Origin of the sequence: Paenibacillus tepidiphilus, assembly GCF_008635795.1 — a bacterium.
In the GTDB taxonomy this organism is placed as follows: Bacteria; Bacillota; Bacilli; order Paenibacillales; family Paenibacillaceae; genus Paenibacillus_AQ; species Paenibacillus_AQ tepidiphilus.
In genome coordinates this window covers 1-20,074 of the sequence record NZ_VWRQ01000035.1, presented here as the reverse complement: position 1 = coordinate 20,074, position 20,074 = coordinate 1, and the positions used below count along the sequence as shown (strand labels likewise).

At 51.8% G+C, this 20,074-nt stretch carries 19 protein-coding genes, 1 tRNA gene, 2 rRNA genes and 2 riboswitches; of the genes, 9 read left to right on the top strand and 13 right to left on the bottom strand.

Annotated features, from left to right (window positions below; all coding sequences use genetic code 11):
* The first annotated feature begins 41 nt into the window (after positions 1-41).
* The 5 genes from F1379_RS28020 to F1379_RS28000 all read left to right on the top strand — a co-directional run bounded on the left by F1379_RS28020 (position 42) and on the right by F1379_RS28000 (position 5,528).
* A complete protein-coding gene (locus tag F1379_RS28020) occupies positions 42-2,063 on the top strand; it encodes a M1 family metallopeptidase (RefSeq protein ID WP_150275766.1) in 2,022 nt (673 codons plus the stop codon).
* A 10-nt stretch (positions 2,064-2,073) separates the two neighbouring features.
* Entirely contained in the window at positions 2,074-2,901 is an 828-nt protein-coding gene (locus F1379_RS28015; protein ID WP_150275765.1) for a hypothetical protein, read from the top strand.
* A gap of 220 nt (positions 2,902-3,121) precedes the next feature.
* A riboswitch (cyclic di-AMP (ydaO/yuaA leader) is annotated at positions 3,122-3,258 on the top strand.
* A 3-nt stretch (positions 3,259-3,261) separates the two neighbouring features.
* The gene (locus F1379_RS28010) at positions 3,262-3,750 is read left to right on the top strand and encodes a C40 family peptidase (RefSeq protein ID WP_150275764.1); all 489 of its coding nucleotides are present in this window, start codon (positions 3,262-3,264) and stop codon (positions 3,748-3,750) included.
* 380 nt (positions 3,751-4,130) lie between these two features.
* Positions 4,131-4,275, top strand: a riboswitch (cyclic di-AMP (ydaO/yuaA leader).
* 4 nt (positions 4,276-4,279) lie between these two features.
* Entirely contained in the window at positions 4,280-4,771 is a 492-nt protein-coding gene (locus F1379_RS28005) for a C40 family peptidase (RefSeq protein ID WP_150275763.1), read from the top strand.
* 241 nt (positions 4,772-5,012) lie between these two features.
* Entirely contained in the window at positions 5,013-5,528 is a 516-nt protein-coding gene (locus F1379_RS28000) for a GNAT family N-acetyltransferase (protein WP_150275762.1), read from the top strand.
* A 73-nt stretch (positions 5,529-5,601) separates the two neighbouring features.
* Here the strand turns inward: F1379_RS28000 and F1379_RS27995 are convergent, their stop codons facing one another.
* Together F1379_RS27995 and F1379_RS27990 are read right to left on the bottom strand one after the other, a co-directional pair.
* Positions 5,602-5,889 (bottom strand): 4a-hydroxytetrahydrobiopterin dehydratase, encoded by a 288-nt coding sequence (locus F1379_RS27995; protein ID WP_150275761.1) that lies wholly within the window; start codon positions 5,887-5,889, stop codon positions 5,602-5,604.
* A 234-nt stretch (positions 5,890-6,123) separates the two neighbouring features.
* A complete protein-coding gene (locus F1379_RS27990; protein ID WP_150275760.1) occupies positions 6,124-6,417 on the bottom strand; it encodes a hypothetical protein in 294 nt (97 codons plus the stop codon).
* Positions 6,418-6,615: 198 nt separating this feature from the next.
* Here F1379_RS27990 and motA point away from each other — a divergent pair, with 198 nt between their 5' ends.
* On the top strand, positions 6,616-7,416 hold the full coding sequence (motA, locus tag F1379_RS27985) for a flagellar motor stator protein MotA (RefSeq protein WP_150275759.1): 801 nt from the start codon (positions 6,616-6,618) through the stop codon (positions 7,414-7,416).
* Positions 7,400-8,212, top strand: a complete 813-nt coding sequence (gene motB / locus F1379_RS27980) for a flagellar motor protein MotB (RefSeq protein WP_150275758.1) — start codon at positions 7,400-7,402, stop codon at positions 8,210-8,212. Before motA ends, motB begins: the two co-directional genes overlap by 17 nt.
* Before the next feature lie 69 nt (positions 8,213-8,281).
* Here the strand turns inward: motB and rluF are convergent, their stop codons facing one another.
* Both rluF and F1379_RS27970 read right to left on the bottom strand, forming a co-directional pair.
* Positions 8,282-8,983, bottom strand: coding sequence for a 23S rRNA pseudouridine(2604) synthase RluF (gene rluF / locus F1379_RS27975; RefSeq protein WP_150275757.1), 702 nt, complete (start codon positions 8,981-8,983; stop codon positions 8,282-8,284).
* A gap of 33 nt (positions 8,984-9,016) precedes the next feature.
* A complete protein-coding gene (locus F1379_RS27970; protein ID WP_338046812.1) occupies positions 9,017-11,179 on the bottom strand; it encodes an ATP-binding protein in 2,163 nt (720 codons plus the stop codon).
* A gap of 435 nt (positions 11,180-11,614) precedes the next feature.
* Here F1379_RS27970 and tadA point away from each other — a divergent pair, with 435 nt between their 5' ends.
* Entirely contained in the window at positions 11,615-12,118 is a 504-nt protein-coding gene (tadA, locus tag F1379_RS27965; protein ID WP_150275755.1) for a tRNA adenosine(34) deaminase TadA, read from the top strand.
* A gap of 30 nt (positions 12,119-12,148) precedes the next feature.
* Positions 12,149-12,709: a GNAT family N-acetyltransferase gene (locus F1379_RS27960; RefSeq protein WP_150275754.1), complete on the top strand. Its 561-nt coding sequence runs from the start codon at positions 12,149-12,151 to the stop codon at positions 12,707-12,709.
* Between the two features lie 81 nt (positions 12,710-12,790).
* Here the strand turns inward: F1379_RS27960 and F1379_RS27955 are convergent, their stop codons facing one another.
* The 9 genes from F1379_RS27955 to F1379_RS27915 all read right to left on the bottom strand — a co-directional run.
* Positions 12,791-13,903 carry a hypothetical protein gene (locus F1379_RS27955; RefSeq protein ID WP_150275753.1) on the bottom strand — a complete coding sequence of 371 codons (1,113 nt, stop codon included), beginning with the start codon at positions 13,901-13,903 and terminating at the stop codon, positions 12,791-12,793.
* 102 nt (positions 13,904-14,005) lie between these two features.
* Entirely contained in the window at positions 14,006-14,155 is a 150-nt protein-coding gene (locus F1379_RS27950; protein ID WP_150275752.1) for a small acid-soluble spore protein P, read from the bottom strand.
* Positions 14,156-14,168: 13 nt separating this feature from the next.
* Positions 14,169-14,510 carry a hypothetical protein gene (locus F1379_RS27945; protein ID WP_150275751.1) on the bottom strand — a complete coding sequence of 114 codons (342 nt, stop codon included), beginning with the start codon at positions 14,508-14,510 and terminating at the stop codon, positions 14,169-14,171.
* 158 nt (positions 14,511-14,668) lie between these two features.
* Positions 14,669-14,757, bottom strand: a tRNA-Ser gene (locus F1379_RS27940).
* Between the two features lie 65 nt (positions 14,758-14,822).
* Positions 14,823-16,112, bottom strand: a complete 1,290-nt coding sequence (gene serS, locus F1379_RS27935; protein ID WP_150275750.1) for a serine--tRNA ligase — start codon at positions 16,110-16,112, stop codon at positions 14,823-14,825.
* Between the two features lie 203 nt (positions 16,113-16,315).
* Positions 16,316-17,719 (bottom strand): D-alanyl-D-alanine carboxypeptidase family protein, encoded by a 1,404-nt coding sequence (locus tag F1379_RS27930; RefSeq protein ID WP_420850548.1) that lies wholly within the window; start codon positions 17,717-17,719, stop codon positions 16,316-16,318.
* A gap of 127 nt (positions 17,720-17,846) precedes the next feature.
* Positions 17,847-19,304, bottom strand: coding sequence for an IMP dehydrogenase (guaB, locus tag F1379_RS27925; protein WP_150275748.1), 1,458 nt, complete (start codon positions 19,302-19,304; stop codon positions 17,847-17,849).
* A gap of 386 nt (positions 19,305-19,690) precedes the next feature.
* Positions 19,691-19,807: ribosomal RNA gene (gene rrf, locus F1379_RS27920) — 5S ribosomal RNA — on the bottom strand.
* 126 nt (positions 19,808-19,933) lie between these two features.
* Positions 19,934-20,074: ribosomal RNA gene (locus F1379_RS27915) — 23S ribosomal RNA — on the bottom strand; the annotation flags it as partial.

The window sequence follows — 20,074 nt, the reverse complement described above, 5'->3', positions numbered from 1 at the left end:
ATATACATCCCGTAGAAGCTTGTCACGGGAGGAATAACTGTATGAAGCCACGTGCATTGAAATCTATTGTTATCATGGCAGCCTTGTCCGCCCTCACCCTGCTCGGTACCGCTGTGTGGGCGTTACCCGGCCTTAGCCCGGCGGTCCAGTCTGCCGCTGCGCCGGATAAGGCCAAGTCCCCGGCCGGGGCGCCTGCCAAGGCCGCATCCCCCAAGCCGGCACAGTCCAAGCTTCCCGAGAGCACCCCGCTTCCGGTCTCCGAAGCCCTGAGCCAGCGGGTGACTGAATACCACATCGACGTTCAGCTTCTGCAGGAAAGCGGCACCTTACGCGGGACGGAGACGGTAACCTGGACACACCCGGGGCAGCAGCCGGTACAGGAGCTGTATTTTCATCTCTATCCGAATGCCTTCGCCTCCGATGACACGACCTTCATGAAGGAGTCGGGCGGTGAGCTGCGCGGCGATGCCATGCCTGCCGGGGGATACGGCGGAATGACAATCAGCGATCTGCGCACCACTGAAGGTGTATCTCTGATGCAGCGCATGCAATATGTGCAGCCGGATGACGGAAATGTTCATGACCGGACTCTCGTCAAGGTCCATCTGCCGCAGCCGGTAAACGGCGGAGAGAGCGTCACGCTTAAATTGCAGTTTGAGGTCAAGCTGCCCAAGGTATTTGCCCGCATGGGCGTCTCCGGTAATTTTGTCATGGCCGGCCAGTGGTTCCCCAAGCTGAGTGTGTATGAGCCGCGAGGGACGCGCAGTGTCAAAGAGGAAGGCTGGGACCTCCATCAATACCACGGCAACTCGGAATTCTACAGCGATTTCGGCATTTACAATGTGACTCTTTCGGTGCCTGCCAATTACATCGTGGGAGCCACCGGCTTTCCGGTCAAGAGCCCGAAGATCCAGCAAGACCGGAAGATCTATCAGTTCTATGCGGATGATGTGCATGATTTCGCCTGGGCCGCATCCCCTGATTTTATCGTCGCCGAGGAAGCCTTCTCCGCCCCGCAGGTGCCCGGAGTAAGAATCAAGCTCTATCTGGACCCGTTGCACAAGGATTTGCAGGAGCGGTATTTCCAAGCCGCCAAAGCCGCATTGACCGCTTTCAGCAAGTGGTACGGCCCTTATCCGTACTCTACTTTATCCATAGTCGTCCCGCCTGCGGGGGCAGCCGGCGCCGGAGGGATGGAATATCCCACGCTCGTTACGGCCTTTGCAGCGGCTGAAGCCGAACCCGGGACTTCACTGGAACGCACCGTTATCCACGAAATCGGCCACCAATATTTCTACGGCATGCTGGCCAGCAATGAATTCGAGGAAGCCTGGCTGGACGAAGCATTCACTTCCTACGCCGAAGACCGGCTGATGGAGCAGGAGTACGGGATCACCACGAACCTGCCGCTGCAGGCCAGCCTGGTGGGTTCCCCGCAGCCCCTGAAGCTGGAGGCCTGGAAGTATAGATCCAATGAAGCGTATGCCCGGAATGTTTACATCCGCGGTAAGCTTGTGCTAAAGGATATTGAGCGGCAGGCCGGCACCAAGACGATGGATGCCATTTTGTCGGCCTACACCCGCAAATACCGTTTCCGTCATCCTTCCACCGAGGATTTTCAGCGCATTGTCGAGAAAGTGACCAAACAAAGCTGGCAAGCCTATTTCGACCAGTATATTTACGGCGACGGTTCCCCCGACTTTGCCGTCGATAATATCCGCAGCTCCGTCAACAAGGGACGTCCGGAGGGCTCCCGTTATGAAGCTTCAGTGCAAATCAGCAATAAAGGCAGCCTATACGGGAATGTGCCGATTAAATTCACCTTCTCCGACGGCTACACCATCCGGCAGAATTGGACAGGTAATACCCCGAAGACGGAATTCCGCCTGTCTTACAAAGCGCCGCTGATCTCTGTAGAGATGGACCCGGACCATTCCGTTCTTCTGGAGAACAGACATCTCAACAACTTCAGACTGGCGGAGCTTGAACCCAAGTCGCTTTCCCGCTGGACGCTTAGTGTAACGCAGTTGCTTGAAACTATGCTCGGAACTCTGGTCTGGTGAGGTGAGAATGGTGAAAATTGCGATAACCTGCGGCTGGCGCAGCGTGAAGGAACAATTTTATATCCTGATTCTGCTGTTCATTTACCGGCTCTTCTGGGGCTATTTCCTGTACCGTTTCGTCCGTTCCGCCGTTGTGCCCGTGCTGCTGCGGTATCCCGATGCCGATGCCGGAGGCAGCATGCTCGGAAGACTGCTCTACTATATTGAAGGCCAGCATGCACTGAGCGCCGATCCGGATGTAAGACGCTGGCTCTTGCTGCTGCTGATTCTCTCCTTACTGAGACTGCTGGTCTCACCCTTTATCCGTGCCGGGCTGCTGCATGAGCTGCATCAGGAGCGCAAGGGAGAGCGGGGCTTGTTCTTTTTTCCCGGGATGAAAAGGTACGGGCTCCCCGTGTTTGTCTTCAGCCTGGCTGAATGGCTGTTGGCCGCTCTTCCGCTCTACTGGCTGCTCCCCGGTATGTACAGCCGCCTGCTCAGCGGCATACTCGATACGAGGCTGCTGCTCAATCTCGTCCCTTACCTTCTGGCGTGGCTGCTTTATCTCTACGCGATCCGTCTGATCCTGCTGTACCTGCAGTTCAGTTACACCGGGGGTACCGGGCTCTTCACCGCGCTGCCCGCCCTTCTGCGGGTGCTTCCCAAAGCCGTTGCCGTTTCGTTCGTCCTGGGGACCGGCAGCTTCCTGATGCTGCTGTTCAGCGCCATATGCGGGTTGTTCTTCCCCGGGCTGCCTGCCCTGGTTCTCCGGCAATTGTCACCTCTGCCCACCACCCTTTTCAAAATGTGGGGCATTGCCTCCCAGTATCATTTATGGCGCAGCAAAACATTTCCTTAATAAATCGTGAATGAATTCACCATAATAAAAGAGTCGCTGCCCCGGTTATACGAAGGGTGCGACTCTTTTTGCCGTAAGATATGAGCGAAAGGTTTGCAAAACCGTAAACGGTCTGGTACAATGATGCCTGTAGTACAAGTAACAACTTTGTAATCTTTTGAAACTAATTTGTCTACACTCCGATACTTAAGTAAGTAACGACGTCGTAAATCACTATTCGGTGCGCACAACGCCTAATTCCGGCACCGGGAAGTGGGGGAACCATATTTTGGGTGAATTGATCTCGCAGCACAGGGATCATAGGGAAACTTCTACCGAATCCTCAAGCTAACCTCGCAGGCCTTGGAAGGAGAACATCTTTTGAGAATTCAGCATTGGAAAAAGAAATTTACCGCTACAGCATTAGGCCTTGCCTTTGTATTCACTCTGGGCGTAGGAGCGGACACTGCTTCCGCCGACTCCAAGATGGACAATGTTATTACCACAACCCTGGGAACGACCTATAAAACCGGGGGCATGAGCACCGCCGGCTTTGACTGTTCCGGATTTACCAAGTATGTCTTCAAGAGTCTGGGCATCACCCTGCCGCGTACCTCCAAAGCGCAATTCGGCATAGGTACGGCTGTATCGAAGAGCAATCTGCGTTCAGGCGATCTGGTCTTCTTCAATACCTTGGGCAACGGTGTGTCCCATGTTGGGATTTATGTCGGAAATGGAAAATTCGCGCAAGCCTCCAGCTCGCGCGGCGTAACAATCACTTCACTTAGCCAAGCCTATTGGGCCAACCGCTATGTTGGCGCCAAACGCGTGATGAGCACAACGGCTTATCAAGCCGTCGCTTATGATTGAACCATACCCCGCATGACACATTGCCTCTAATATCAAACATTGCTTATACAAGACCCGGGACTGCGATTATTGCCGTAATCGTATCCGGGTTTTTTCTTTCCTTATTCTACCTTTACACCTATTCCGGCTTGATGAAACGCTAATTTGCAAAATTTCCCGGAAAATTTTTCTTTTTTACTTATTTTAGGGTAAAAGCGTGTCTTTTCCGTCATCTTTCAGTCTCCGAAATGGAAAAACCGTGCAATACTATGTTTTAAGTGATTGCCAAGAGGCGAAGTCTTTGTTACAATTAGCGCAGTGAGTTTATAGTAACATTTTTGTAATTATTCAATTACGGTTTTCAAACGAATTGTCATGTATTGTTTACCGGCTAAGCCTAATCAACAGTCGTGCCGAGTTCCCTGTTCATCCGGGGAAACGGGGGAACCAGTTTTGGGTGAATTGACCTCCTATTTACAGAGGGGTCATAGGGGACCTTCAACCGAACCCTTAAGCTAACCTCGTAGGCATTTGGAAGGAGTATTTACTTTTGAAGAAGACGTTAGCGGCAGCAGCACTAAGCATTTCTATTCTCTTCACCCTTGGAGCGGGAAGCGCTTCCGCAGATTCCAAGATGGATAAAGTAATCGACAAGGCGATCGGCACCAGATACGTATCCGGCGGTACCTCAACCAATGGCTTCGACTGCTCCGGATTCACCATGTACGTATTCGATAAGATCGGCATCAACCTGCCTCATCAATCCGGCTCCCAGTATCAAATGGGCACAGCCATTTCCCGCGATGATCTCCGTGAAGGCGATCTTGTATTCTTCAATACAAGCGGTAGAGGTGTATCCCATGTCGGCATTTATGTCGGAGGAGGCAAGTTTGCGCATGCTTCCAGCAGCCGCGGCGTTACGATCAGCTCTTTGAGCGACAGCTACTACGTCAACCGCTACGTTGGCGCTAAACGGATTATGAGCACGGACGCATACCATGCCGTAGCCTCCGAGTCTCAGGACAACGATGATGTAGAATAATTCAGCAGTCACATAAACAGGCTCTTTTTCAGGATTTTTGCCGAAATCTTGAGAAGGATCCTGTTTTTTTGTCCTTATAATGCATATTTACCCTTACAGTAATTTGTCAAACATCCGTAACTGCCATTTTCCGCAAAATCAGCAGTTTTTTTACCGGAAGTTTGGGGCAGTTGCTTCACTTCAATTATAATGAAGCTATAGCTATATCGGCCTTTATTAAAAATGCGGGAGGCAGCGCCTTATGATCAGTCCCCTTGTAACGTTTCATGTGGTGCCTATGCAAATCTGCCATGCCGAAGAGATCAGCAGATGGGATTATAAGCCGCCCTATAATATTTACGGATGGCTGCCCTGGGAGCAAATGCAGGCGCTTGGCATTGAGTTCGGCGATCCGAAGCTGCGTGAAGAGCAATATGTGTCCGTACTAAGCGGAAACGGAGAATTGAGCGGCTTTGCGCAGCTTTTTCCGATGGAGGGGGTTGTCCGTCTGGGCATCGGTATGAAGCCTGAGCTGTGCGGTAAGGGAATGGGCCATCTGTTTATGAAGGCGATTGTCAAGGCAGCCCTGGTTCGTTATCCGGACCGCGAGATTGATTTGGAGGTGCTGACCTGGAACCAGCGGGCGATTAAAGCTTACCGTAAATGCGGATTCACGATTACCGATACCTATGAGCGGCGTACACCGAGCGGAGATAAGCCGTTTTATTGCATGGTGTATGATAAACAGCGGGATTTGGAGGCGCCTTCTGCGGATTGATCTCCTATACACAAAAAGGCCCCGTCCGGCGAAGCGGTTCCGGCAGGGCCAGCTCTACATATTCTTCTGTGTCCTAGCGGGTCTTCTCGAAGGCTTCGTTGAATTCATGGGCCTGCCGGAACTCCAGGGCGCCTAATCCGCTCTCTTCCTTTGCCGACAGACGCAAGAATACCGTTTTGTAGTCGATGGTAATGTGCGGATGATGATCAAAGGCCTCCGAAATGGCGGCCACCTCGTCTACAAAGGCAATTCCTTTCATATATTCGCTAAACATATATTTACGCACCATAAAATTCTGTTCCAGCTTCCAGCCTTCCAGCTTACCCACCTGCTCGCGCAGTTCTTCCTCGGTCAGTTGCACTGTCTTTTCCTCCCTTACTGTGTACCGTAAACTTCGGACCCTTCCAGCTTCCCTATTCTGCCCAGGTCACTGAAACAAAACATCCCTCAGCTTCGAAAGTCCAAGGGATGCGCCAGGATGAAGGCCTTTTTTTCGATTTAATGTATTCGGCAATCCCTGAAATTAGTACACGGTACCCCAATTTTACCATGAGCCCGGTGTGCTGGACAAATCCTGCCCTTTAAGGCGCTTCCGCTAAACCAGCAGAACAGATGCCAGATCCTGCTCCCCGAGCAGAATATTGATCCGGTGCGTGTCCTTATCATAAATAACGACGCCGCTGCCTACCTGAATCATCGGCTCGTCCCCCAGGGCAAAGAATAGATCCTCCGCCAGGGCCTCCCACACCTCCTGCTTGGATTCCTGGGGCAGTTCCTTCCACTCGTCCGGTTCCATTTCAAAAAAAACATAACTGTCGGAAATTCGGCCGACGGCCTCCGTCAGTTCCGTCAAAATCTCTCCATATTCTCTTCCATGCTTCACACCCACATTAATCACTCCGTTTTCCCACAATGAATAATAGCTTTCCTTACCATTATAGCCGAAAAAATCACTTCACAAAAAAGGGAGTGTTGTCGATAAATAAGAATATACGTCATTTGGCTGTATGTGGTGTCCCGCCGCTGTTCAAGGATGATTATGCGGTTAAAGAGATCACTTCTTAATTCTCATGGACGAGGTGCATAAATGGAAATTACATCAATACTCGGTTTAGTCTTTGGTCTGGTCGCGGTCGTCTGGGGGATGATGCTCAAGCACGCGCCGCTCACAAGCCTCAATAACCCGGCCGCCTACGTTATTATCCTGCTAGGTACGGTGGCGTCGGTGCTCATGGCCTTTCCCATGTCGGAAATCAAGAATGTCCCCAAGCTGTTCAAGCTTATTTTTATCAATCAGAAGTTGGTTAGTAAGTCCGAGCTCATTACCACCTTCATGGACTGGGCCTCCATCACCCGCCGTGAAGGGCTGCTGGCACTGGAATCCAAGGTCGACGAAATTCAGGACAATTTCCTGCGCAACGGCATGCGGATGATTATCGACGGTAACGATCAGGAGTTCGTCCGCGATGTGCTGATGGAGGATATCCATGCCACCGAGGATCGGCACAAAGCCGGGGCACTGATCTTCTCCCAGGCCGGGATGTATGCTCCGACGCTCGGGGTATTAGGTGCCGTTATCGGTCTGATTGCCGCACTTGGCGATATGAGCAATATGGACAGTCTGGCCCATGCCATCGCCGGTGCCTTCATCGCGACAATTCTCGGTATCTTCACGGGTTACGTAATGTGGCATCCTATGGCGAATAAGCTGAAGCGCGCCTCCAAACGTGAGATTGAGATCCGCCTGATGATGGTGGAGGGCCTGCTCTCGATCCAGTCCGGTGTATCCACCATCGCCATCAACCAGAAGCTGTCTGTATTCCTGACTCCGTCTGAACGCGCCAAGCTGAGCGATAAGGAGGCCGGCTCCAGTGAGCAAAAAGACTAGACACGAGGAGCACGAGGAGCATGCCGATGAATCCTGGCTCCTCCCCTACTCTGACTTGATGACGCTGCTGGTAGCCCTCTTCATCGTGCTGTACGGCATGAGCGCCACAGACGCCAAGAAATTCGAAGAGATGGCGGCAGCCTTTAACTCCGCTCTGAACGGCGGCACCGGGGTGCTGGAGTTCCGTTCAGACGCACCTACGAATACCCAGCTGGATCAGGGAAACAAGGATAAAATGAATAGTGTGGTCGACAAGAATACGGGCACCTCGGAAATGGCCAAGCTGAAGCAGAAGGAGCAGGAGGATCTGGAGAAGCTGAAGAAGGAGTTCGATTCGTACATCAGCAATAACGGCCTGACGAATCTGCTTAGCACGAAGCTGAACCAGTCCCAGCTAATGATTACAATCAGCGACAACGCCCTCTTCGCATCAGGTGATGCCATCGTGAAGGATGACTCGCGCCAGCTGGCGAAATCGATCTCCAATATGCTGCAGGAGTTTCCGGATTATGATGTCCTGGTACAGGGCCATACGGATAATGTTCCGATCTCCAACAGCAGTTACTCGTCTAACTGGGATCTCAGCGTGGACCGGGCACTGCACTTCATGAAGATCCTGCTGCTGAATCCCAATTTGAAGCCGGAGAAATTCAGTCCGATCGGTTACGGAGAATATCATCCGATTGCTCCGAACGATACCGCTGCAGGTCGGGCCAAGAACCGCCGGGTTGAGGTATCTATTCTGCGGAAATACCAGGATACGGCGCAAAAGGCCGAAATTCCGGCCGCACCCTAAATCAAAAGAGCTGTTTCTCGGGCTTCCAGCCACGACGAAACAGCTCTTTATTGTCTCAGCAGGTATTTGCTACAGCAGCTCATATTGCAGCATGGCTCCAAGCTCCTGCTTCTCCTGTACCGTCAGCTCCCGCCACTGCCCCACAGGAAGGTTGCCCAGGTGGATATTCATAATCCGGATGCGCTGCAGCTGCCGCACTTCATAGCCGAAGGCGCTGCACATCTTGCGGATTTGCCGATTCTTGCCCTCGGTCAGAATGATGCGGAAGGTCCGCTCCGAGATGCGCGTAATCTCACAGGGCAGCGTCTTGCCTCCCTCAATCCGTACACCGCTTCCCATTCCCCGCAGAAAGGACTCGGTGACCGGCCGGTCGACAGTGACTATATATTCTTTCTCATGCTTGCCCTCAGCCCGCAGAATCCGGTTGACGATATCACCGTCATTGGTCAGCAGAATCAGGCCCTGGGAATCCTTATCCAGCCTCCCGATTGGAAAGATCCGCTCCGTGTGGCCGACAAAATCGACTATATTGCCTGGGATATGACCTTCTGTAGTAGAAGTAATGCCTACAGGCTTGTTCAGGGCAATGTAAACGGTCTGCCCCTTCGTTTCGAGCAGTCTCCCATCGATCCGCACCTCATCTCCGGGCTCCGCCTGACTGCCAAGCATGGCAGGGAGGCCGTTGATGGTCACTCTGCCGCCCTCTACCAGCTTGTCCGCTTCCCGCCGCGAGCAATATCCTGTCTCGCTGATGAACTTGTTGATTCTCATGTTGTGTAATTCCACTCCGTTCCTGAATAATCGCTAACCGGCTTCTGTTTCATCGGCGGATGGCAGCGTAATCGTTACCTCCGTACCGTTCCTATATTCGCTCTTAATCTCCAGACTGCCCTTATGAGCCTGTATAATCCGCTGGCTAACCATCAGTCCAAGGCCGGTTCCCGTCTCCTTGTTGGTAAAGAACGGCTCGCCCAGCTTCGGCAGCATGTCCTCAGGGATGCCCTCACCCTCATCGGAGATGGCAATAACAACTGCGTCGTCCCTAACTTCCTGGACCACTTGGATGGTTCCGCCACTCGGCATCGCCTCAATAGCATTCTTAAGAATATTGATAAACACCTGCTTCAGCTGGTTCTCTTCGCAATGTACCGTTGCCGGGGCTTCGGAGTAATGCGCATTGAATTCTATGCCGAACAGATGCGATTGGCTGCTGAGCAGAGATACTACATCCTGAAGGATATACCTTACATCTTTCAATTGGAAATGTACCGCCTGCGGCTTGGCCAAAATCAGAAATTCGCTCACGATCATATTGATGCGGTCCAGCTCCGAGAGCATCAAATCGACATGCAGCGGAATCAGCAGCTGCTTCTCCCGCTGGAGCTGCAGGAAGCCCCGCAGCGTCGTCAGTGGGTTGCGGATCTCGTGGGCTACCCCTGCGGCAAGCTGTCCGACCGTAGTCAGCTTCTCTGAGCGTCTGAGCAGCTCCTCTATCCGGTTGCGTTCTGTCATATCGCGGGACACATGGACGAAGGCCTTCGGTTTACCCTCTTCGTCGCGGATGATCGAAGTGCTGACGCTCACTTCTACAATTGACCCGTCGCGCTTCAGGCGGATGGTCTCCACAGGAGGCAGTACCACCCCGTCCCTTAGCTCGCGCAGCCTGGCATCTTCCTGCTTCTGCACCGTTGCCGGCACCAGATACGGCGTCTTCGTAAGCACATCCTTGGCGCTCCAGCCATAGAGCTTCTCAAAGGCTCTGTTGGTACTGGTGATGCGCCCTTCCATATCGACGGTATGAATGGCATCGGAAGTGCCGTTGATCACCGACTCCAGATGTTCCTTGACGGCACGGTTCTCTTCAAGGGTCTGGTTCAGCCGGTTGGTATGCTGCAGCAAGTTCGAGGTCATTGCATTGACCCGGTGGGACAGCTGACCCAGCTCATCCCGGCTCTTCACATGCAGTGGCGGCTCAAATACACCCCTGGCTACATCGTTAACCTTGGCAAGAATATCCTGGATGGGACGGGTAACCAAGCCGGCCAACACATAGCTGAGAATCAGGAACAGAATAAGCAGAAGTATAGAGGTGGTAATATTATTGATCAGCTCATCGCGAATCACGGTGGAGATGGCCGAGTAATCCATGACCACAGAAATTACATAGTCATCGGCCCATGGCTGCTGGATGGGGATAAAGGTCTTCAGAACCCGTTTACCCCGTGCCTCCGTATCCAGCGTGACCGGCTCCTGCCGGGCCAAGGCCGTCATCACCGCCGACTTGTCTTCCTCTACATTGCCGAAGATATAGGTACCATATTGGACCGGCTGATTGCGGAGCTTCTGGTTGATGCTGTCGCTTCCATCCGCCTGCATGGTAGATGAGCCAAAAGTCCGCGGATTGATCCCGGTAATCTCCAGCAGCTCGGGATTGACGTCCCTGGATTGACGCACAATCTCATCGGGATTCATAATCTTTACATAATCGCTGATTGCACTGCTGCGGATGTATGGGTCTATAATGTAGTTAGTCGAGGAATCGTAATAATAGCCCCACTTCTCAATAAATTGCGGATTGGATGTGGAATATTCAAAGGGACCCGACCAAAAATGCTCCATGGTCTGGCCTTGTTTAACAGACACCCGCTGTCCGGCAAACAGTTCCAGAAAAGCGACATACCAATACCCCCAGCCTTTGGTGGACAAGCCGAGCTCATTGGGGTCCGAGGATCTGGCCACGACGACATCATCCTCAGTCTTGACCAGAAGAGAGATATTTGATACACCCAGTCTGGCGGCAAGGCTTCGCAGCTGCTGGTTATTCACATTCCTGTAGTCCGGATCCAGCTCCTCCGAGGCCAAAATGGCAGCCAGGCGCAGGTTCTGGGCAATCTGCTGCTGCACATAATTGGAGCTGTAGCTGCTCTGTTCGACAGCGACGGCAATTTGTCTTGCCGTCATCTTCATATTATTTACACTTTCCTCGCGCAGATTACTCCGGGTTGTTTGCAGGTTAAGTGTAAGGTTAAGCGCTAAGATTAAAGATACCGAACCAAAAATAATGGCCGATAATTTGGTTTTTATGGACAAGCTGCATGTTCACCTCTTGGACCGCTGGTAAATCCTAGCGGAGTGCTCATCCATATCATACCTGTTGCCTATCCATTTGAAAAGGTATTTCAATGAACCTTAACGACTAGGTGATATTGAATAATGGAAGCCCGTTACCTACAATAGATTAGAAGTGATCCACAAACTGCGCACATATACACAAGAGTTATCCAGTGCTGTGTACAAGGATGTGCATAAGTGGACGGTTATCCACAGAGTTATGCACATTTTGTCAAGAACGAATGCCTGTTCGTTGGACAAGGAGCTGTAAATAGAGGAGAGAATCGGAATATGAATATCCACAACCTTGATTTATCGCCTGAAGAACGGGCGGACCATGAATATTGGATGCGTGAAGCTATAGCGGAAGCGCAGAAGGCCGAATTGCTCGGAGAGGTACCTATTGGAGCGGTAGTTGTGAACAACGGCCAAATCATAGGACGGGGCTACAATCTGCGCGAGACCACACTGGACTCCACCGCCCATGCCGAAATGGTAGCCATCCGCGAGGCCAGCGCAGCGCTCGGCTCCTGGCGTCTGCTGGACTGCCGGTTATATGTCACCTTAGAGCCCTGCCCGATGTGCGCAGGCGCAATGGTCCAGTCCAGGCTGCCGCTGACTGTCTACGGCACTACCGACCCCAAAGCCGGCTGCGCGGGTACGCTGATGAACCTGCTGCAGGAGCCGCGCTTCAATCACCGGCCGGAGGTCATTGAAGGCATTCTGCAGGAAGAGTGTGCCGGCTTGCTGACCGCCTTTTTCCGCAAGCTGCGCCAGCGAACGTCCAAGCCATAACTTCATATTCTAAAGGAGGCCATACCTTCCATGTCTTTCATCTTTCACGATCATGCCCAGGGGATGTATATCGCACTACTGGAGCTCCAGCATACTGATGAGCTGCTGCAGCTGCGGCTGCGGAACAGAATTCATCATCAGCTGTTCGAGCCGCTGCGCGATGAAGAATACTTCACCATCGGCAGCCAGCGGCAGCTTATCCGGCAGCGGCTGGAAGATGCCGAGCAGGACCGGGCTTATATGTTCGGCATCTTTCTGCATGATGGGACGCTCATCGGACAAATAACCCTCTCCAATATCGTCAGAGGCGTCGGACAATATGCCGACCTTGGCTATTGGATGGATACCGGGCAGCAGGGCAGAGGTTATATGAGCGCTGCAGTCAGGCTGGTGCTCCAGTTTGCCTTCCGCGTCCTGGCCTTGCACCGGGTGCAGGCCTCCATCCTTCCGCATAACACCGGGTCACGCCGTGTGCTGGAGAAGAACGGTTTCCAGGCCGAAGGCATCGCCCGGCGTTATATTAAGATTAACGGCGAATGGCAGGACCACCGCGTGTACGCCATCCTGACGGATGATGGTGCCGACGGCTAAATCCGCCGGCCATGCCTGCAGGCAGCAAAAATCCCGCATCCGCGCGAAGTCTCGCCCGGGTGCGGGATTTTGTCATATTAATTAATACGTAACCGTTCCGTCAGACATTCCGCCGAACTCATTCTGCAGCTCTTCCAGCGTAATCACGTCATCCCCCTGAGGGATTCCAATTGTAAATGTCTGCTTCTCGTTAATCTTGCTGTACTGATTCGTGGCCGTCAGCGACAGGCCCACATTCTGGCCTTGCTCCGGATCATTCACTTTAATATCCATTATGAGGTCCTGATATACCGGGAAATCATCCTTATTCAAGGCCGTGTTCAGCTCAAACTGGTTAACGGTCAGATACGTGTTCAGATCAGCCAGCTCCTGATCGAATTGGGCCCGGGAATCACTGGACTGAATCTCCTGCTTGGCTTCTGCCAGGTCAGCAGGATCGATCTGAAGCATATCCTGATATTCTTCCTTGGACAGGATGTCGAGAATTTTCGGCAGAGCATTGTTCACAAGAATGGTGATCGCTTCTTTGACATTGTCATTGGTCACCTTGAATTGAACAACCTGCTGTGCCTCCACATTCTCCGGCAGTGCAGCATCCTTAGGCTCGATATTGGCAAAATACTCAGTCTCGTCGTATTCTTCAAAGAGTGCGCTCAGCACCTCATTGGACAGCTGTTGGGTCTTCTGCGTATCCACGGCGCTTGGATTCCACTCTGCCCCTTCCTGCTCGGCCAGTTCCTTCAGGTCCAGTTCGATGAACTTCCCTACGATAGTCTCCGGCAGCGGCAGCATCGGAATAGACGGAACCTTAACGTACAGCTTCTCGGCAGTCATGACCATCGGCATATTGAAGGACATGGCCAAATCGCCTTTCAGATTGAGCACCAAGGTCAATTCTGTCTGCATCGGATCGGCCTGATACACACCGCTTACCGAGAGATCAGCATTCTGAAGCATGTTCAGCACCATTGAGGTATAAGAGTCACCGGCAGCGGCTCCGCCGCTTGGCGCCTCAATGGACAGGTTATTAATTGTCAGCTTACTCTGCATCTCATAGGAGGTAAGCTCCGTTACCTTGGCAGCCGCAGATTGAAGAGCTTCCTTCGGCGGTTCCTGCTTGTTCGCGCATCCGGGCAGGATTACTGCAGCTGTTAGCAGCAATGCGGCAGCGGATAGCCCCCATTTTTTAAACATTGTTGTTCTCCTCTCCCATGTCAAGAAATTCATCCCTCCCTAATGATAAACCATTATGTAAAAAGGAGAAACATTTCGTTTCTCCCAATTTCGTTCAATATCCTACCCTTGCGGGTTATTATGATCTACATGGTTGGCCTGCTTTACCTTTTTGGAGCCGGAAAGTGGCTTCTGTGCCGAGGAATGATGCTCTTGTCTGGGCTCATGGTTCGTCTCTGTGCCGGGAACCGGTACACTTTTAGGCTTGCTCATGATAAGTCCTCCTCTAAGAATGGGTTAAAGGCTGCAAAGCCTGGGCACATTCATGAATTTGTCTTGTATACTGCTGTGCCAGAAGCTGAACCGCTTCAGCGCGCTCATCGGTATGCCGCCCGTCCTGCTCGACATCAACCAGATTGACGGCCACCTCACGGCTATCCACATACGTGCAGCGAAAATCAAGGGAATAGGCCTGATGCCCGGCGGCATTGAATTGAATCAGCAGACTATTCGGGTCAGCGGCATCCCCCTGCACCTGAAAGCTGTCACCGGTATTCATCAAGACAGGCAGCCGTTCCTGCCAAGCTGAGACCAAGGTTTGCTGATCAAGTTGTAATGGTCTGTTCATGTTGTTGTCACCCTCCTTTACTAATACATTGCGGAGAAAAGACTCTTTTTATTCCGTACCGGTTCAGGTACTTTGCGGGCACTCTATATATCCTATCCTGCACAAATCAAAAAGCCGCCTTCCGGAGAAGACGGCTTAACTGTATATTCTTTAGGGAATGGCGGAGAGGATGGGATTCGAACCCATGTGGGCTTGCACCCTAACGGTTTTCAAGACCGCCCCGTTATGACCGCTTCGGTACCTCTCCAATCATGCAATTTAACACATGCACTAAGAATTATACCACACTGAGTATAGAATTAGCAACTGTACTTATTGAGCTACCTTTGGAGTGATGGCCTTCACATTTCTCATGTAAGGCTGCAATACCTCAGGGATAAGTACCGTGCCGTCTTCCTGCTGATAATTCTCCAAAATAGCCGCTAACGTCCGGCCCACTGCCAGTGCAGATCCATTCAAGGTATGCGCAAATTCCGGTTTGGCCTTAGGTTCCTTGCGGAAACGGATATTGGCACGGCGTGCCTGGAAATCCTCTGTATTGGAGCAGGAGGAGATTTCACGATACATGCCGCTTTCCGGCAGCCAAACTTCAAGATCGTATGTTTTGGCCGCTGTAAAACCCATATCGCCGGTACACAGTGACAGCACACGGTAAGGCAGGCCCAGCAGCTGCAGCACACGTTCCGCATCCGCAGTCATCTTCTCAAGCTCTTCATAAGAAGTTTCAGGTGATGTAATCTTAACCAGTTCCACCTTGTTAAACTGATGCTGCCGAATCAGGCCCCGGGTATCCCGGCCGGCCGAACCGGCTTCCGAACGGAAACAAGAGCTGTAGGCCACATGATACTTCGGCAAGTCAGAAGCGCTCAGAATCTCTTCACGGTAATAGTTGGTCACCGGCACTTCCGCGGTTGGAATCAGATAGTATTCGGTATCGCGCAGCTTAAAGAGATCCTCCTCAAACTTCGGAAGCTGTCCCGTGCCATACAGGCTGTCCTTATTGACAATATAAGGCGGCAGCATTTCTTCATAGCCATGCTCATCGCTGTGCAGATCCATCATAAAGCTGATCAGTGCCCGCTCCAGACGCGCACCCAGCCCTTTATAGAAGGTAAACCGTGAACCTGTCACCTTACCGGCAGCCTCAAAGTCCAGGATGTCCAGGCTCTGTGCCAGCTCCCAGTGCGATTTCGGAGTAAAGCCGAACGCTCTGGGCTCGGACCAGCGGCGAATTTCCACATTCTCCGTTTCCGATCGGCCGACCGGCACCGATTCATGCGGAATATTCGGGATGCTCATGGTCAGCTCATCAATTTGCGCCTCCAGCTCGCGCACTTCGTCGTCCAATTCTTTAATCCGGTCTGATACGGTACGCATCTCGGCAATCAGGTCATCAGCCGGCTCGCCGTTCTTTTTCTTCTTAGCCACTTCTCCGGACACCGTATTGCGACGGTTCTTAAGCCCTTCTGTCTCCTGAAGCAATTCGCGGCGGCGCAGATCAAGCTGCGGAAATCCGGCGATCAAATCCAGCGATTTGCCCCGTTTGTTCAGAGCATCCTCTACTCTTGCGTAGTCACTGCGCAATACTTTAACATCTAGCACAAGTTTCCCTCCTGAAAAACAGCCCAAACTCTTTCAAAGCTGCGTACAGCATTTGAAAGAGCCCGGATGTCCTTGTATGCAGTTCTATTGATTGCCTGCCAGATCGGCCTGAATCATGGTATTCCTCTAACTTTTAATTTTACTTTAAAGCCGATCCATACACAATCTATTTGCCCCGATTATGCCTGCCCTCTAAAGCAAGTTTAGAAAAGGTTCTTAATTCCTGAGAAAAGATCGCTGAAGAACTCCCCGATGCCCCGCATCAGCAGCTTGAACCAGCCTGCTTTAGGCGCTTCCTCGGCAGTAATTAGATTAACGGTCTGCTCTTGCTTATTCATGCCTTCAACTTCATAAGAGTACGTTACTTTGCCAACCTGGCTTGCGGCAGCGATCGGAGCTACGAGCGTCGAAGGATCATTCACTGCAACCGTTGTGGTGATTTGCGGATTGCTTGTTCCCTTAGGCACAATAAAAGTTACGCCGGCGTCGGTAACGACTGACACATCCTTCTTCTTGCCTTTCTCTACAGGTACAGTTTCATTGCCTTCAATAATGGACTTCGCAGCAGCAACCTGCTTGATCTCAAAATTGTCAAAGCCGAAGTCCAGTACCTTCTTCGTTTCGGTGAAACGATGGGCTTCCGAGTCCGCTCCCATGACTACGCTGATCAGCCGCATGCCGTCACGGACAGCGGTACCGGTGAAACAGTTACCGGCGTTCGTAGTATGGCCTGTCTTCAACCCGTCGAGTCCTTCATAGGCATAGGCCTTGAAGTTCGGAATTGACTTATTGGCTTCGAGCATCCAGTTGTAATTAATCATCGGTTTCGTATCACGCTCACGGAACTTGTACGATTGAATCGTGGTGAATTCTGTAAAATCAGGATGTTCAGTAACGATGTATCTGGCCAGAGTCGCTGCATCGCGTGCTGACATTACAGTCTCACGGTCCTCCTCCGGCTGGTATAGCTTCGGCATATCCGCCCGGTCCAATCCTGTGGAGTTGATGAAATACGCCGTCTTCATTCCCATCTTCTGCGCCGTTTCATTCATGAGCTTCACAAATTCCTTCTCAGACCCGGACACCAGCTCGGCCAGTGCTACCGTTGCATCGTTAGCCGAGCCTACAGCCATCGCTATGTACAGTTCTCTAACCGTATGGATATCACCTTCAGCCAAGAAAATACGTGAACCAACCTGCTTCGCGGCATTCTCTTTCACAGTGACCTTCTGGTCCCATGTAATCTGTCCGCTATTGACAGCCTCGGTAACGAGGTATTCCGTCATCATCTTGGTCATACTTGCTGGCGGCAGAGCTTCATCCGCATTGACGGACATCAGCACTTCTCCCGTGGTAGCCTCAATCAGGATAGCCGAGTTCAATTTCAGCTCCAGAGAGCTGACCGAGGGAATCTTTACTGCATTTGCGGCTGGTGCGGTTGTGGCTGCACCTGTTTCAGCTGTTCCTGTTTCCGCCGTTGCTGTTGTCGCTACCGCGTTGGCGAATGCCGCACTTCCAGGGGATAATAGCATATTTAAAAGCAAACCTACTGTCGCTGTTCTAATCACAAATTGTTTACCACTGTGTTTATATTTATACTTCTTCAATGATGACTACTCTCCTTTGATCCTTATATCATTGCTTGTTCTATTCTAACACAGGGGTATCAGCAAAAAAAGGACAAGCAGGACGAAATTCGTCCTGCTTGTCCTTAAATAAGCGGCTCCGCCTGAATTAAAGGGAATAGTTAGGAGCTTCCTTGGTAATTTGCACGTCATGCGGATGGCTTTCACGCAGTCCGGCGCCGGTAATCCGGATGAAGGAAGTATCGTTGCGCAGTCCCTCCAGATTCTTCGTTCCGCAGTACCCCATACCGGAGCGCAGTCCGCCGATCAGTTGATGTACTGTATCGGACAGAGGTCCTTTGAAGGCAACTCTGCCCTCAATGCCTTCTGGAACCAGCTTCTTATCATCATCCTGGAAGTAACGGTCCTTACTGCCCTGCTTCATGGCGCTCATGCTGCCCATTCCGCGGTATACCTTGAATTTGCGTCCTTGATAAATCTCGGATTCACCAGGACTTTCTTCCGTTCCGGCGAACAAGCTACCCATCATTACTGCAGAAGCGCCTGCAGCGATTGCCTTGGTAATTTCACCGGAATACTTAATCCCGCCATCGGCGATAATCGGAACTCCGTATTCACGGGCTACGTTCGCGCAGTCATAAATCGCCGTAATTTGCGGTACCCCGATGCCGGCAATTACGCGGGTGGTACAAATGGATCCAGGCCCGATACCTACTTTGACTACGGAAGCCCCGGCTTCGATCAGATCACGTGTAGCTTCACCGGTAGCCACGTTTCCGGCAACAATCGTAAGCTCCGGATAGCGCTGGCGCAGCTTGCGCACTGCATCGACAATGTTGACATGATGTCCGTGTGCGGAATCAAGAACGATCATGTCTACGCCGGCCTTGACCAAAGCCTCAGCCCGTTCCTCAGCATCCTTGGAGACGCCTATAGCCGCACCCACAAGCAGGCGTCCCTGGGCATCCTTGGCGCCATTCGGGAACTGAATCGCCTTCTCGATATCCTTAATGGTGATGAGTCCCTTAAGAATATTATTCTCATCCACCAGAGGCAATTTCTCAATCTTGTGACGCTGCAGCATCACTTCCGCTTCCTGCAGAGTTGTTCCCACAGGAGCCGTAACCAGATTATCACGCGTCATATACTCGCTGATAGGAGAGCCATAGTCATGAATGAAGCGCATATCGCGGTTGGTAATGATACCTACGAGCTTGTTGTTCTCATCGACAATCGGCACACCGGATATACGGTATTTGCCCATCAGCCGTTCGGCATCAGAAACCAGGTGGTCGGGGGTAAGGGAGAAAGGATTGGTAATAACACCGCTCTCGGAGCGCTTAACGCGGTCTACCTCTTCGGCCTGCTGTTCCACGGACATATTCTTATGAATAACCCCGATGCCTCCTTCACGGGCAATAGCAATCGCCATTGCGGCCTCCGTTACGGTATCCATCCCGGCACTAATCAGTGGAATATTCAGCTTCACCTTGCTGCTCAGAACGGTGGACAGATCTACTTCCTTCGGCAGCACCTCTGATTTACGCGGTACCAGCAGCACATCATCAAACGTCAATCCTTCTTTGCCAAACTTATCTTCCCACACCTGGGTCATGCCTCCTCGATTGTTCTATTTTAACCGCCCGCAAACTTTTCTAGATGAAGAAACACAGGTTATCGTCCACACCCGATAGACACCGGCTAAAGCACCGGGACTATCCAGTTCCTTGTACTCCATTAAGGTTTGAAGTGCATGTCCAAAAATATATTATTGCCATCTTAGCAAAGGGCTTTTGGCCTGTCAAGAATATTACATCATCAACGCAGGTATTCGGAAAACGGTCACAAGGTAAGCGAATTCCTGGACAATAGTCCACACTATGCGGACAAAAAACAGCTGCACTGTTTACTTCTTAGTCTCTTATATAATGAAGCATTCATACCCGCACACAACAAAAAACCACCGCTGAGTAATCAGCAGTGGTCTTCAGTGCTTGGCAGCTTCCTACTCTCCCAGGACCCTTCGGTCCAAGTACCATCGGCGCTGGAGGGCTTAACGGTCGTGTTCGGGATGGGTACGCGTGGAACCCCTCCGCCATCGCCACCAAACGGCAGGCTTGATCGCCTGAAAACTGGATCGAAACGAATTTGTGTTTGCCCTTCATCTCTTCGGGGCCCCCGGAAAGTATTCGGAATCCGCTTCGTCAGCCTCTTCTTCACTTTTTGGGGTAGTTTTTGGATAAGCCCTCGACCGATTAGTATTGGTCAGCTCCATGCATTACTGCACTTCCACCTCCAACCTATCTACCTCGTCGTCTTCAAGGGGTCTTACATACTGGGAAATCTCATCTTGAGGGGGGCTTCACGCTTAGATGC